The organism is Erwinia sp. Eh17-17 (assembly GCF_039675725.1).
Classification (GTDB): domain Bacteria; phylum Pseudomonadota; class Gammaproteobacteria; order Enterobacterales; family Enterobacteriaceae; genus Erwinia.
In genome coordinates this window covers 190159-204989 of record NZ_JBDFQT010000001.1, presented here as the reverse complement: position 1 = coordinate 204989, position 14831 = coordinate 190159, and the positions used below count along the sequence as shown (strand labels likewise).

At 55.0% G+C, this 14831-nt stretch carries 13 protein-coding genes; 9 read left to right on the top strand and 4 right to left on the bottom strand.

Annotation, left to right across the window (positions count from 1 at the left end; all coding sequences use genetic code 11):
- The first annotated feature begins 142 nt into the window (after positions 1 to 142).
- From mepS to yejF, 6 genes are all read left to right on the top strand, one after another.
- A complete protein-coding gene (gene mepS / locus ABEH87_RS00870) occupies positions 143 to 715 on the top strand; it encodes a bifunctional murein DD-endopeptidase/murein LD-carboxypeptidase (RefSeq protein ID WP_346573069.1) in 573 nt (190 codons plus the stop codon).
- A gap of 275 nt (positions 716 to 990) precedes the next feature.
- Entirely contained in the window at positions 991 to 2580 is a 1590-nt protein-coding gene (locus ABEH87_RS00865; RefSeq protein WP_346573067.1) for a cyclic di-GMP phosphodiesterase, read from the top strand.
- A 112-nt stretch (positions 2581 to 2692) separates the two neighbouring features.
- Positions 2693 to 4501 carry an extracellular solute-binding protein gene (locus ABEH87_RS00860; protein ID WP_346573065.1) on the top strand — a complete coding sequence of 603 codons (1809 nt, stop codon included), beginning with the start codon at positions 2693 to 2695 and terminating at the stop codon, positions 4499 to 4501.
- Positions 4502 to 4512: 11 nt separating this feature from the next.
- Positions 4513 to 5607 (top strand): microcin C ABC transporter permease YejB, encoded by a 1095-nt coding sequence (locus ABEH87_RS00855; protein ID WP_346573063.1) that lies wholly within the window; start codon positions 4513 to 4515, stop codon positions 5605 to 5607.
- A complete protein-coding gene (locus ABEH87_RS00850) occupies positions 5604 to 6629 on the top strand; it encodes a microcin C ABC transporter permease (protein ID WP_346573061.1) in 1026 nt (341 codons plus the stop codon). Before ABEH87_RS00855 ends, ABEH87_RS00850 begins: the two co-directional genes overlap by 4 nt.
- A gap of 1 nt (position 6630) precedes the next feature.
- Positions 6631 to 8214, top strand: a complete 1584-nt coding sequence (gene yejF, locus ABEH87_RS00845) for a microcin C ABC transporter ATP-binding protein YejF (RefSeq protein ID WP_346573059.1) — start codon at positions 6631 to 6633, stop codon at positions 8212 to 8214.
- Positions 8215 to 8226: 12 nt separating this feature from the next.
- Here yejF and ABEH87_RS00840 read toward each other — a convergent pair whose 3' ends face one another.
- The 3 genes from ABEH87_RS00840 to rsuA all read right to left on the bottom strand — a co-directional run bounded on the left by ABEH87_RS00840 (position 8227) and on the right by rsuA (position 10923).
- Complete coding sequence (locus ABEH87_RS00840; RefSeq protein WP_346573057.1) at positions 8227 to 8571, bottom strand: YejG family protein; 345 nt, start codon at positions 8569 to 8571, stop codon at positions 8227 to 8229.
- 354 nt (positions 8572 to 8925) lie between these two features.
- Positions 8926 to 10128, bottom strand: coding sequence for a Bcr/CflA family multidrug efflux MFS transporter (locus tag ABEH87_RS00835; RefSeq protein ID WP_346573055.1), 1203 nt, complete (start codon positions 10126 to 10128; stop codon positions 8926 to 8928).
- A gap of 90 nt (positions 10129 to 10218) precedes the next feature.
- Entirely contained in the window at positions 10219 to 10923 is a 705-nt protein-coding gene (gene rsuA / locus ABEH87_RS00830) for a 16S rRNA pseudouridine(516) synthase RsuA (protein ID WP_346573053.1), read from the bottom strand.
- A gap of 201 nt (positions 10924 to 11124) precedes the next feature.
- On the opposite strand from rsuA, the gene ABEH87_RS00825 reads away from it, so the two are divergent.
- Positions 11125 to 12879: a DEAD/DEAH box helicase gene (locus ABEH87_RS00825; RefSeq protein WP_346573051.1), complete on the top strand. Its 1755-nt coding sequence runs from the start codon at positions 11125 to 11127 to the stop codon at positions 12877 to 12879.
- Between the two features lie 158 nt (positions 12880 to 13037).
- Entirely contained in the window at positions 13038 to 13322 is a 285-nt protein-coding gene (gene rplY / locus ABEH87_RS00820; RefSeq protein WP_346573049.1) for a 50S ribosomal protein L25, read from the top strand.
- A 102-nt stretch (positions 13323 to 13424) separates the two neighbouring features.
- On the opposite strand, the gene yejK is transcribed toward rplY, so the two are convergent.
- A complete protein-coding gene (yejK, locus tag ABEH87_RS00815; protein ID WP_346573047.1) occupies positions 13425 to 14429 on the bottom strand; it encodes a nucleoid-associated protein YejK in 1005 nt (334 codons plus the stop codon).
- A gap of 169 nt (positions 14430 to 14598) precedes the next feature.
- Here yejK and ABEH87_RS00810 point away from each other — a divergent pair, with 169 nt between their 5' ends.
- Positions 14599 to 14826 carry a YejL family protein gene (locus ABEH87_RS00810; protein WP_346573045.1) on the top strand — a complete coding sequence of 76 codons (228 nt, stop codon included), beginning with the start codon at positions 14599 to 14601 and terminating at the stop codon, positions 14824 to 14826.
- The last annotated feature ends 5 nt before the right edge of the window (positions 14827 to 14831 follow it).

The following is a 14831-nucleotide window of genomic DNA, read 5'->3' as shown; positions in this document are numbered from 1 at the left end:
TATGTTACATTTTAAAATGTGCTCAATAACACATTTTAACGTTTTCCGAATTGTCTTACCCTCCGGCACTAATTAATCTCGTTTCGTTTCGCAATTCTGCTAACGACCTCGTCGTTAAGGACTTCAAGGGATCACAAACATAATGGTCAAGTCTCAACCTATACTGAGATACATCTTGCGGGCGCTCCCCGCCGTCGCGTTAGCGGCACTGTTGTCAGCATGTAGTTCGAACAGCGGGCACAATGTACAAACTGATACTCATGCAGTTAAAGATCAAAATGGTTTTTTACTGCAAGCGTCTCAGGATGAATTCGAACAAATGGTTCAGAATGTGGATATTAAATCCCGCCTGATGGACCAGTATGCGGACTGGAAAGGTGTGCGTTACCGTCTTGGCGGTACCAGCAAACGAGGCATTGATTGTTCAGCCTTCGTCCAGACCACATTCCGTGAACAGTTTGGCCTGGATCTGCCGCGCTCGACTTACGAGCAGGAAGATACCGGTAAAAGTATTACGCGCACAAAACTGCGTCCCGGTGATTTAGTGCTGTTCCGTGCAGGCTCTACGGGTCGTCATGTCGGTATATATATCGGTAATGACAACTTCGTTCATGCCTCCACCAGCAGCGGTGTGATGATTTCGAACCTGAATGATTCCTACTGGAAAAACCGTTACCGCGATGCACGTCGGGTACTGAGCCGAACGCAGAGCTGATTTCATTCCCTTGAAGTCTGCGAACACGAGATAAAAAAACGCTGCCCCGGTAGCGTTTTTTTTTGCTTTTTTTCCCGCTGTTGCCCGCAGAAGCAGAGAGGCAGTATCGGCTAATAAACGGCTATGACTTCGCCCTGCTGAAAAGAAGTGATTATCATCAGGAAGATAGAGACAGAAATCCCCCTCCGTTATATGCTCACTGGCTGACACCAGAGCAGAGATGCTTGTAAACCCTCAATAATAATAAAACGGGCAAATACGGGAGAAGTCGCCGCATGCCACTATCTACTACCGTCAGGCACCCTGTTTCCCAGCCGCGCAAGATAGTCTGGCTCAGTGCATCCATTGGCTTTGCTTTTTTTCTTCTGTTCCTGATTATTATGCTGACCCTGACCTGGCATCGTCGCGCAGAAGAGCACGACCGCCTGGCCGGATATACCCAGAATTATGTAGTGAACGTTTTTGACGAGTTAAAAAGCACCCTGCTCCCACTTCAGCCAGCCACGCTGGCGGGCTGTGACGCCGTTCGCAGCGATCTGACCCAGCGCGCCGCCTTTGCCGAGAACGTGCGCGCTATTTTACTGGTCAACAACCGCAGCGCTTTCTGCTCCTCGGCTACCGGTCCGATGCAGTTAAATATCAGCGAAATCTCTCCGTTTACCGATGTCAGCCGCGCCATTGATATTCGCCTGATCCCCGGGACCCCGATGGTACAGAGTAAACCGGCTATTGTGCTGTGGCTGAAAAACGCCGGACAGGCGGGCAACGGTATTTTCACCACGCTGAACGTGAACCTGATTCCTTATCTGCTGCTCGCCTCACGGCAGCAGCAGATAAGCGGTATGGCGCTTGCGGCCGGTGATATGGCAATTGCCACGTGGAACGATCGGCTGGTCAATATCCACAGGCTACCGGCACACCCTCTGCGCCGCATCGCTATTCCCGGCTACCCGCTGACGCTCTATCTTTACGGCGAAGCCCTGCCGCATCGGGATATACTTATTATCCTGCTCACCGGGTTACTGATGAGCGTCCTGATAACCTGCGGCTGTTTTATGATGTTCACGCTGCGCATGCGCTCAGGTAAAGAAATTATGCTCGGTATTAAGCGCGGGGAGTTCCACGTGGAATATCAGCCGGTCATTGAGACTCATAGTGGAAAAGCCTGTGCCCTGGAAGCTCTGTTACGCTGGACGCATCCAACAGAAGGCGACATCCCCCCGGATTCTTTTATCAGTTACGCTGAAGGCCAGAATCTGATCGTGCCGTTAACCCGCCATCTGTTTACGCTGATTGCCCACGATGCTCACCGGATGCGCGAAACTATTCCTGCCGGAACGCAGATGGGAATTAACCTTTCCCCCAGCCATCTTATACATCCGACGTTCCGCCAGGATGTACTTGACTGGCTGGCGATGATGCCGGCCGGACATTTTCATTATGTATTTGAAATTACGGAACGGGCGATGGTCGCAGAACACAACGCCGACGAGATATTTGACTGGATAAGAAAGCAAAATATCAAAATAGCGATTGATGACTTTGGCACCGGCCACAGCGCACTCATCTATCTGGAGAAGTTTAAGTTTGATTACCTCAAGATCGATCGTGGGTTTATTCAAAGTATCGGGTTAGAAACGGTAAATTCCCCCGTGCTGGATGCCGTTGTGACGCTGGCGAAAAAGCTGGGTCTGAGCACCGTCGCCGAAGGCGTGGAGACCGGTGAACAGGCGCTGTGGTTGATTAATCGTGGCGTCACACATTTACAGGGTTATCTGTTCAGCCGCCCGCTCACCGTTATACAGCTGATTGACTACTTTATTGAACAGAAGACACCTGCCCTCAGCCTCAGGGTTGAAAGTTAAACCATTAATATTTAATCAGTAGAAAAAAATTCAATATGATTGTGCCGCATGAATTTTACTGTCAGGCTGGCGTCATTAACTGATTCATCACCGGTGGGAGGCTGTTGAAAACATGATCGTGCGTCTTGTAGCCCTGACATTACTCGCTCTATTTACGGCCAGCGTGCAGGCTGAAAATATTCATGAGAGCTACAGTTTTGCCCAGCTCGGCACGCCCAAATATGCCGCTGGTTTTACCCACTTTGATTATACCAATCCCGCTGCGCCCAAAGGCGGCAGCGTCACGTTGTCGGCGATCGGTACTTTCGACAATTTCAACCGCGCGGCGATGCGCGGAAATCCGGCCATCGGCACCGAAAACGCCTATGACCGCCTTTTTACCTCATCGGATGATGAAACCGGTAGCCTGTATCCCTTAATTGCTGAATTCGCCCGTTATCCCGACGATTATCGCTGGTTCGAAGTCGTCATCAATCCCCAGGCGCGATTCCATGACGGTAGCCCCATCACCGCTGAAGATGCCGCTTTCACCTTCAACATGTTTATGACCCAGGGTGTCCCCCAGTATCGTGTGATTTACAAAGGGGTTACAGCAAGAGCGATTTCACGCCTGAGAGTACGTTTTGAACTGCCTAAATCTGACCGCGACATGATGATGTCGCTGCTGTCGTCACCGGTTTATCCCAGGAGCTTCTGGAAAGATCATAATCTCAGCGATCCCCTGCGTACCCCACCTCCGGGCAGCGGCCCCTACCGCATCAGCGCCTATAAAATGGGCCAGTCCGTCACCTGGTCACGGGTGAAAGATTACTGGGCGGCGAATCTGCCGGTCAATAAGGGGCGTTTCAATTTCGATACCATCCGCTACGACTACTATCTGGAGGATAACGTCGCGTTTGAGGCCTTTAAAGCCGGTGCCTTTGATTTTCGCAGTGAAGGTTCGGCTAAGAAGTGGGCCACTCAGTACACCGGGAATAATTTTTCACGCGGTTATATCGTGAAAGATGAGGTCCCCAACACCGTCGCGACCGATACTCAGTGGCTGGCGTTTAATATCCAGAAGCCGCAGTTCGCCGATCGCCGGGTGCGCGAGGCGCTATCGCTGCTGTTTGATTTTGAATGGATGAACAAGGCGCTGTTCTACAGTGCGTACAAGCGGGTAGACAGCTACTTCCAGAATACGGAATATGCCGCACAGAATTATCCTGATGCGCAGGAGCTGAAAATTTTAGCGCCTTTAAAAGGACAGTTTCCCGAAGAGGTGATTGATAAAGTTTATCAGCCGCCAAAATCCGACGGCTCAGGCTACGACCGCCAGAAGTTGATGGAGGCCCTGGACCTGCTCAAACAGGCGGGCTGGGAACTGAAAAATCAGCGGCTGGTTAACATCAAGACGGGGCAGCCCTTCGCCTTTGAATTGCTGCTGCGCAGCGGCGGTAACTACGAGTGGGTACTTCCGTTCCAGCACAATCTGGCGCGTATCGGTATTACCATGGAGCTACGCCAGGTGGACAGCTCCCAGTATCTGGCCCGGCTGCGCAAACGTGATTTTGACATGCTGCCCTCACGCTATCTGGCCTTTGCCACGCCCGACACCAACCTGAAAATTGTCTGGGGGTCTGCCTATATCAATTCATCGTGGAACACCCCCGGCGTTACCAGCCCGCTGGTGGATAACCTGATTGAGCAGATCGACCAGCATCAGGGTGACAAAGAGGCGCTGTTACCGCTGGGGCGGACGCTGGACCGTATACTGCTGTGGAACTATTACATGATCCCGATGTGGTACACCGCTAACGACCGCTATGCGTACTGGAATAAGTTTTCAATGCCCGCCACGCGTCCAACCTACGCGCAGGGTTTTGATAACTGGTGGTACGATGTCAATAAAGCCGCACAGTTGCCGGCGCAACGTCGCTAAGGAGCCTGACGGTGGGTGCTTATTTAATTCGTCGTTTACTGCTGATCGTCCCCACGCTGTGGGCGATTATCACTATCAACTTCCTTATCGTGCAGATTGCACCGGGTGGTCCGGTGGACCAGGCGATTGCTAACATTGAGTTCGGCCAGACCACCGGTATGCCTGGTGCCGCCGGGGAAGGTTCCTCTCACGGCCGCAGTTCGCTGAATGCCCAACCGGGCGAGGGGCAGTATCGCGGGTCCCGCGGGCTTGACCCGGAAGTGATTGCCGAAATCACCAAACGCTACGGCTTCGATAAACCACTGCATGAGCGCTACTTCACCATGCTGTGGAACTATGCGCGTTTCGATTTTGGTGACAGCCTGTTCCGCAGCAGTTCGGTGGTCCAGCTGATTAAAGAGAGCCTGCCGGTTTCCATCACCCTCGGACTGTGGAGTACCCTGATTATTTACCTGGTGTCGATACCGCTGGGAATTAAAAAGGCGGTGCGCAACGGCAGTGCTTTTGATCTCTGGAGCAGTACGCTGATTATCGTCGGTTATGCCATCCCGTCATTCCTGTTCGGTATCGTACTGATTGTGCTGTTTGCCGGGGGCAGCTATCTCGACTGGTTCCCGCTGCGCGGGCTGGTGTCGACGCAGTTCGACAGCCTGCCGTGGTACGGCAAAGTGACCGACTATCTCTGGCATATCTGCCTGCCGGTGCTGGCTAATGTGATCGGCGGCTTCGCCACCCTCACCATGCTGACCAAAAACTCGTTTCTGGATGAAATCCGTAAACAGTATGTGGTCACCGCCCGTGCCAAAGGGCTGGATGAGAAGAAAATCCTCTACCGCCACGTCTTTCGCAACGCCATGCTGCTGGTGATTGCCGGATTCCCGGCCATGTTTATCGGTATGTTCTTCACCAGTTCGATGCTGATAGAAGTGATGTTCAACCTGAACGGTCTGGGGTTGCTGGGGTATGATGCTATGTTACAACGCGACTATCCGGTGATGTTCGGTACGCTGTATATCTTCACCCTGATCGGCCTGTTGCTGAATGTTCTCAGCGATATCACCTATACGCTGGTCGACCCGCGCATTGATTTTGAGGGCCGCCAATGAGCCGTTTAAACCCGATTAATCAGGCGCGCTGGGCGCGTTTCAAACACAACCGTCGCGGCTACTGGTCGCTGTGGATCTTCGCCGTTATTTTCATCCTCTGTCTGGGGGCCGAGCTGCTGGCCAATGACAAACCGCTGGTAGTGCACTATCAGGACCGCACCTACTTCCCACTGCTGGTGAATTATCAGGAGAGCGATTTTGGCGGTCCGCTGACGACCCTGGCTGACTACCAGGATCCGTGGCTGAAGTCACGCCTTGATAAGGACGGCTGGGCACTGTGGGCGCCGATTCGTTTTGGCGATGATACGATTAATTTTGCCAGCTCAGTGCCCTTCCCTTCTCCGCCGTCAGCGCAGAACTGGCTGGGAACAGATGCCAACGGCGGCGATGTGATGGCGCGTATTCTTTACGGCACCCGCATATCCCTGCTGTTTGGCCTGACGCTGACCCTGATTTCAAGCGTCATCGGCATTTTTGCCGGCGCGGTACAGGGCTATTTCGGCGGGCAGGTGGATCTGTGGGGACAGCGCTTTATCGAAGTCTGGTCAGGCATGCCACAACTGTTCCTGCTTATTCTGCTCTCCAGCGTGATACAGCCCGGTTTCTGGTGGCTGCTGGGGATTACCGTGCTGTTTGGCTGGATGGGCCTGGTCGACGTGGTGCGAGCTGAATTTCTGCGCGCGCGTAATTTAGACTACATTCGGGCCGCACAGGCGATGGGCGTCAGCGACTGGCGCATTATGTCACGGCATATGCTGCCGAACGCCATGGTGGCGACCCTGACCTATCTGCCCTTTATTCTCTGTGGTTCCATCACCACCCTGACCTCTCTGGATTTTCTCGGTTTTGGCCTACCGATGGGTTCACCTTCGCTGGGTGAACTGCTGCTCCAGGGCAAGAATAATCTGCAGGCACCGTGGCTCGGACTTACCGCTTTCTTCTCGCTGGCGATCCTGCTGTCGCTGTTAATCTTTATCGGTGAAGCGGTACGCGACGCCTTTGACCCCAGCAAGGTACATTGATATGCCGCTACTTACGATTCAGGATCTCAGTATCGCTTTTCGTCAGGGCGGCGAAGAGCGCCAGGTGGTCGATGGGCTGTCGCTGTCGGTGGATGCCGGTGAAACGCTGGCGCTGGTCGGCGAGTCCGGTTCAGGAAAAAGCGTGACCGCGCTGTCGGTGATGCGCCTGCTGCCTACCCCACCGGTGGTTTATACCCAGGGTGACATCATTTTTGACGGGCAGAGCGTGCTGCGCGCCGATGAGCGAACGCTGCGAGGGCTGCGTGGTAACCGCATCGCGATGATCTTCCAGGAACCGATGGTGTCGCTCAACCCGCTGCACACCATTGAGAAGCAGCTGTATGAGGTGCTGTCGCTGCACCGCGGCATGCGTCGTGAAGCCGCACGTGCTGAAATGCTGACCTGCCTGGACCGCGTAGGCATCCGTCAGGCCGCCAGCCGGCTGAATAACTTCCCGCACCAGCTCTCCGGCGGTGAGCGCCAGCGTGTGATGATTGCGATGGCGCTGCTGACCCAGCCTGAACTGCTGATTGCCGATGAGCCAACCACCGCGCTGGACGTCACGGTACAAGCGCAGATCCTGACGCTGCTGAAAGAGCTGAAGCAGGAGCTGAATATGGGCCTGCTGTTTATCACCCATAACCTGAATATTGTGCAGCGCCTGGCGGACAACGTTACCGTGATGCGTAACGGACAGGCGGTGGAGCATAACAGCACTCGCCAGCTTTTCAGCGCCCCGCAGCACCCGTATACCCAACAGTTGCTGAATGCCGAACCTGAAGGGCAGCCGGATCCGGCAGATGAACAGGCTGAGCCGCTGCTGCGCGTGGAGAATTTACAGGTCGCCTTCCCGATTAAACAGGGTTTGATGAAGCGCACGGTCGGCTACCACCACGCGCTGAAGTCACTGAGTTTTACGCTAAGGCCGGGGGAAAGTCTGGGTCTGGTCGGCGAATCAGGATCCGGCAAAAGCACTACCGGGCTGGCGCTGCTGCGCCTGCTGCACTCTGAAGGGGAAATCTGGTTTAACCAGCAGCCTCTGCACCTGATGAACCGCAGAAAAATGCTGCCCGTGCGCCGCCAGATTCAGGTGGTGTTCCAGGATCCGAACTCATCGCTCAATCCACGCCTGAATGTTTTACAGATTATCGCCGAGGGTTTGCAGGTACATCATCCGGAGCTGAATGAAGCCGCACGTGAGGCGCGGGTGATCACCGCCATGCACGAAGTGGGGCTGGACCCGGAAACGCGCCAGCGATATCCGTCAGAATTTTCCGGCGGCCAGCGCCAGCGTATCGCCATTGCCCGTGCCCTGATCCTGCAACCGCAGCTGATCGTTCTGGATGAACCAACCTCTTCACTTGACCGTTCGGTGCAGAAGCAGATCCTCGCGCTGCTGAAAAAGCTTCAGCAACAGCACCGTCTGGCCTATATCTTTATCAGCCACGATCTGCGCGTCGTGCGTTCACTGTGTCATCAGGTGGTGGTGCTGCGTCAGGGGGAAGTGATCGAACAGGGCAAGTGCGAACAGGTGTTTAACGCGCCGCAGCAGAGTTACACGCAGCAGTTACTGGCGTTAGCGTAGCGGGTAACATCGTCAGGCACGGCGATCGATAAGGAAAGGTTCGGCAATCCCCACGCCGAAGCTTTTCAGCCGGCAGGTGGTGGCGCTCTCATCTTCACGCTGTACGAACAGGCAGGGCTCACCTTCCCATTCGACCACCGAACAGGCTAGCTGGATCTCCGCCAGGGCCGCTTCGATTTTTTGCATGATTTCCCACGCCGGTGCGCCGCTGTGACTCAGCAGGCGCAGACCGATCAGGTCATCCTCGCTGCTCAGCCCGTTAAGCGTCTGCGCTTCGATCACCAGCCCGACCGGACCGGTGCCCCAGCGATAGCTTAGCGGCAAACGATGTACCACTGAATGTTGTAACGTATTCAACAGAATTCCCCAGAACAAATTTTAAACAATATTTTCACAATTACTTCACAAGGTAAATCATCAATTGCCGGGTGCAGGTTAACCTGTTAATAAACGGCACTATTTACCCTGCGAGCAAGCTCAGCCTGGCGGCAGGAAGTGCGCCACAGACCAATTTTTGAGAGTTAGCTCTCATTTATTCGTTATATTTACCGCGTTAACCGGGGGATAACAACCGTTTTTGCTGCAATATCGTTACTTTTTTAGGGATAGTTATTTACAAAAAAGCAACATCACAGCGGTATTTAAAGGCGGGAATAATGCCGGGCAGGGTCGGGGCATGCCCCGACCGGGTCAGATATAGCTGGCGCGCTGTCAGCCTGCTGTCGCGGATTTACGTGGCCGTGACGCGTAGGTAAACAGGGCAATCGACACCGTGGCACAGATGAAGATGGCGCAAACCATCGGCCACGCGCTGCTGAAGGTAATGGTGGACAGTATCGCCCCGGCCAGCGCACCCACGCCAAAGCGCAGCGTACCCGCCAGCGATGAGGCCGTCCCGGCCATATGAGGAAACTCTTCCAGAATCACGGCCATCGCATTCGACGACACCATCGCCACGCAGCCGATAAACATCGCCACCCCGAACACCAGTGGATAGAACCCGAGATTGAGCGCGCTGACCAGCACCAGCCAGATCCCCATTGAGAACTGAATCAGCAGACCCAGGCGGAACATCACCAGCGGCCCGAAGCGGCGCACGCAGCGGCTGTTCAGCAATGTCATCAGGAAAAGAAACACCACGTTCAGAGCAAAGTAGTAGCCAAAATCCTGCGGAGAAATGTGGTTCAGCTCAATATAAACAAATGGCCCGACGTTAAGGAACGAGAACAGCCCGGCAAAGGAGAAGCCGCTTGCCAGCATATAGCTGAAAACGCGCTTATGGCGGAACAGAGAGAGGAAGTTGCGCAGCGTGGTGCGCAGGCTGAACGGCTGCCGCTTCTCTTTCGGCAGCGTCTCTTTAATCTGGGTTACCACCAGCAGCGTGGTCACAACCGCTGCGGCAGAAATGGTCCAGAATATGGCGTGCCAGCTCCATATCAGCAGCATCCAGCCACCGATAATCGGTGCCAGCAGCGGCGCAATGGTGGTCACCAGCATCACGAAGGACATCATGCGTGAAAACTCCTCTTTCGAGTAGCTGTCACGCATCAGAGCGCTAATCACCACGCTGCCTGCCGCCGCCGACAGGCCGTGCAGAAAACGCAGATTGATCAACTGGTCGATGGTTTGCGCCATCGCACAGGCGGCCGCGGCAATGGCAAAAATCAGCGTTCCGGCGGCGATCACCGGCTTACGACCAAAACTGTCGGCCAGCGGCCCGTAGATCAGCTGGCCGAGGGCAAAACCGAGGATGTAAGCGTTGAGCGTCATCTGCACGCTGCCCGCCGACACCGCGAATTCCCGCGCGATCTGTGGCAGAGCCGGAAGATACATATCGATAGACAGCGGCATGAGCATCGCCAGCAGCCCGAGGATCACCACCAGCCCGGTAGAGGAATTCTTATCTTTTGCCACGCACCGCCCCTTTACCCCTTGCCGCTTCAGGCGGCGAGAACACCGTCCCGCCCTCCGCAGCATCAGGGTTTTTATGGTATGAAAGTCTGATTAACGCGCCAGGCCAACGCTGGCAATTTCTTCTGCGGTCAGCGGACGATAGTCGCCGGGTTCCATTTCTGCATCCAGCGCAATGGCACCGATACGTTCACGATGCAGCCCCACCACGTGGTTGCCCACGGCGGCAAACATGCGTTTTACCTGATGGTAACGACCTTCACTGATGGTCAGACGGACCTGGTGCGGGTCAATCACCTCCAGCGTTGCGGGTTTGGTCAGCGTTTTTTCATTGTGCAGCTGTACCCCATCTGCAAACTGCTGTGCGGTATCGTCACTGAGCGGTGATTCCAGCGTAACCAGATAGGTTTTCTCACAGTGATGGCGCGGAGAAGTGATGCGGTGTGACCACTGACCATCATCGGTCATCAGCACCAGACCGGTGGTATCAATATCCAGGCGGCCGGCAGCATGCAGCTTGTAAGCGGAAGGCTCTTCAAGGAAGAACAGCACGGTCGGGTGATCCGGGTCTTCCGTCGAGCAGACATAGCCCACGGGCTTATTCAGCATAAAATAGCGCGGTCCGAGCTGCTGTTGCAGCGGAGTGCCATCATATTCCACCGCACTTTCCGGGCTTAATTTAAACGCCCCTTCGCGCACCACTTCACCGTCAACGGTGACTTTTCTTGCACGCAGCTCACGCCCGGCGATGGCACGGCTGACTTCCAGTTGCTGGGATAAAAATTTATCAAGTCGCATTAACTCTGCACTGCCTGTTTTGGTTTGGAATGAAAACTGACGAAATCGTCTTGTTGATGTGGCGCAGAACGCCCATCAGGAATGGATATCTTATTAGATGCTAAGAGTATAGCGGCAGAAACCACTGAGGCACAGAGGGTAGCGTATTCTTATGGCGCTTTCGTGGCATAATAGCCCTTTGTTGCTGCTTTACAGGTCTTCATGTTGTTTACCCTACGCCCTTACCAGCAGGAAGCAGTCGATGCCACCATCGGCTACTTCCGCCGTTCATCACAACCTGCGGTGATCGTCCTGCCCACCGGCGCCGGAAAAAGCCTGGTGATTGCCGAACTGGCGCGGGTGGCCCGTGGGCGTGTACTGGTGCTGGCCCACGTGAAAGAGCTGGTGGCGCAGAACCAGGCAAAATATCAGGCCTACGGGCTGGATGCGGATATCTTCGCCGCCGGATTACAGCGTAAAGAGAGCCGTGCCAAAGTGGTCTTTGGCAGCGTTCAGTCGGTCGCACGCAATCTGGAGCAGTTCAGCGCAGAATTTTCTCTGCTGATCATTGATGAATGCCACCGCATCAGCGATGCCGCAGACAGCCAGTACCAGCAGATTATTGACCATCTGCGCCAGCACAATCCTCAGCTGCGGCTACTGGGCCTGACGGCCACCCCCTATCGTCTGGGGAAAGGCTGGATTTATCAGTTTCATTATCACGGCATGGTCCGGGGCGACGAACGCGCCTTCTTCCGCGACTGCATCTATGAGCTGCCGCTGCGTTATATGATCAAACACGGCTTTCTGGTGCCGCCGGAGCGGCTGGATATGCCGGTGGTGCAGTACGACTTCAGCCGTTTGCAGGCGCAGGAAAACGGTCTGTTCCGCGAAGCGGATCTCAATCGCGAGCTGAAACAGCAGCAGCGCATCACGCCACATATTATTCAGCAGATTGTCGAGTTTGCTCAGCAGCGTGAGGGGGTGATGATCTTCGCCGCTACGGTCGAACACGCCCGCGAAGTGCTCGGCCTGCTGCCGGACAGTAAGGCGTTGATCAGCGCCGGGACGCCTGCTGCCGAGCGCGACGCGCTGATCACCGCCTTTAAGGCGCGTGAACTGCGCTATATGGTCAACGTCGCGGTGCTGACAACCGGCTTTGATGCGCCGCATGTCGATCTGATTGCTATCCTGCGCCCGACCGAATCGGTCAGCCTGTATCAGCAGATCGTCGGGCGCGGGCTGCGTCTCAGTCCGGGTAAAACCGACTGCCTGATCCTCGACTACGCCGGGAACCCGCACGATCTGTTCACCCCGGAAGTGGGCTCACCGAAGGGAAAAAGCGACAATCAGCCGGTGCAGGTCTTCTGCCCCGGCTGCGGTTTTGCCAATACCTTCTGGGGAAAAACCACCCAGGACGGTACCCTTATTGAGCACTTTGGCCGACGCTGTCAGGGCGTGCTGGAAGATGATGACGGCCTGCGCGAACAGTGCGACTACCGCTTCCGCTTCAAAAACTGCCCGCACTGTCACGCTGAAAACGATATTGCCGCCCGGCGCTGTCGCGAGTGTGATGCCATCCTGGTTGACCCGGACGATATGCTGAAAGCCGCGCTGAAGCTGAAAGATGCACTGGTGCTGCGCTGCGCTGCCATGGTGCTGGAGAGCGGAAGCGACGGGCACGGTGAATGGCTGAAGGTGCGCTACTTCGACGAAGAAGCCACCGAAGTCAGCGAGCGTTTCCGCTTAACATCTCCGGCACAGCGCACCGCGTTTGAGCAGCTGTTTCTGCGCCCGCACCAGCGTGCACCCGGCGTGCCGCTGGGCTGGAAAAATGCCGCTGACATCATCGCGCTTCAGCCGCTGCTGCGCCATCCCGACTTTGTGGTGGCGCGTAAACAGCGCCATTTCTGGCAGATCCGTGAGAAGGTGTTTGATTACGAGGGGCGTTTCCGGCGCGCTAACGAATTACGCTGAACCCAGCTGCGCTGCGGTTATCTGACTATTTCATTGCCTGCCATGGCAAACCCGGCTATAATCCCGCCCGCTTTTGCCTGGCTCTGCCGGGTGAAAGCTGAACAATCTACCTGCTGCTGGGTCGCCTGTAGCAGGAATAAACCTGAAGAGACTTAAAAATGTTCACTATTAATGTTGAAGCTCGTAAAGAGCAGGGCAAGGGTGCGAGCCGCCGCCTGCGTTTAGCTAACAAATTCCCGGCCATCATCTATGGCGGAAATGAAGCAGCTATTGCTATCGAAATGGACCATGACTCCGTACTGAACCTGCAGGCTAAGCCTGGTTTCTACGACGAAGTTCTGACCCTGGTTGTTGATGGCAAAGAAACTAAAGTAAAAGTGCAGGCTGTTCAGCGTCACCCGTTCAAGCCAAAACTGCACCACATCGACTTCGTTCGCGCTTAATTGCCCGTTCGTTACTGATGTGAAAGAAACGCCGCTTAATGCGGCGTTTTTTTTCGTCTGAATGGTGCAGGAAAACCGAATATCGGCGCGGAGGCAGCGCAGTTATTTACCGCTGGTACGGCGCTGTAACTGATCGCGCAGGTTAGGTGGTGTGCCTTTGATGGTCAGGGTGTCCGTGGCCGGATCCCAGAAGATACGCTCGCCTAACAGCATCGCGTCAAAGTTGAGCGTCAGCCCCCCGCCGCTTCCGGCGAATTTAGTCAACTGACGCAGCGTGCTGCGGTCTGCCGGGAAGCTCTCTTCCAGCTCATAGCCCTGTTCCTGAGTAAACGCCTGGAAGGTTTTATCCCCCAGCGGGGCCAGCTCGTTTGACAGCCCTTCCAGCTCAATCTCTTCGCCGGACTTAAGCTGCTCGTTACAGTAGGTGGAAACCTGCTGACGATAATTCTGCCGCTCATGTTTATCCAGACTGGCCTCTTCGCAGTAGTCGTCCACCGCCTGTAACAGGCCACGGTTCTGCGCTTTGGTATCCAGACCGACGCTGGCACCGAGGAAGTCCATAAAGAAGTCAGACACCTTGCGCCCTACCCGCCCACGCAGGAAGGTCAGGTAACGGGTAGATTCAGGATTGGTTTCCCATTCGGTGAGGTCGATGCGCGCCACGATATCGGCATGGCTGATATCCAGATAGTGAGTGCTGCTGATATCCAGCTCTTCGTTGACGCGCATACTGTTCTGACTGCTGAGCACTGCAACCAGCAGGTACTCAACGGCCAGGTAGCGATAGTGACCAAATAACACCACGCCGCTTTCGGCAAACGGATATTTACCCAGCTCATCGCGCAGTCGCGCGCTGGCGGCACGGCTGAAGGCCAGGAAGTCATTTTCACCCTTACGGCAGTTGCGCAGTGCGTCGGCCAGCTCGCTCTCTTCATTGAACAGGCCGTAGGCTTTGCTCTTGGCACTGTAGACGCGATGCAGCTCTTCCATCATTTCCGTCACCGGCGCGTTGGACGGCAGCAGTGAATCACGCAGGACCAGTTCCAGCGTCTGTTCGTCACGCTTGATCATCTGGTGAAGGGCAATCTGGGTAATATCCAGACTCATGGTAAACTCTCCTTTAAGCACAGGCGCGTATTCAATCACTGCGCGCCATTACGATCAACTGTCACAACGATGCACTGTTCATTCGTGTTGCTTTGCGATAAAAAAGCAGAAAAAAGCGCTTCCTTACGGTAAGATAGCGCCCTTTAAACCTCAGTATAAATTTGACGTTATGGCACAATCATCCCGCTACAGCAACGAGCGCGTGGAGAAGATCCTCGCAGAAATGGTCCAGGTACTGGAATCAAACCAGACCCCAACCGATCTTTCCCTGATGGTCCTGGGAAATATGGTGACCAATTTACTAAATACCAGCGTGGCACCGGCACAGCGCCATGCAATGGCCCGTTCGTTTGCCGATGCCCTGCAGGCGTCGGTACGCGATGACAAAGCCCACTGATGAGA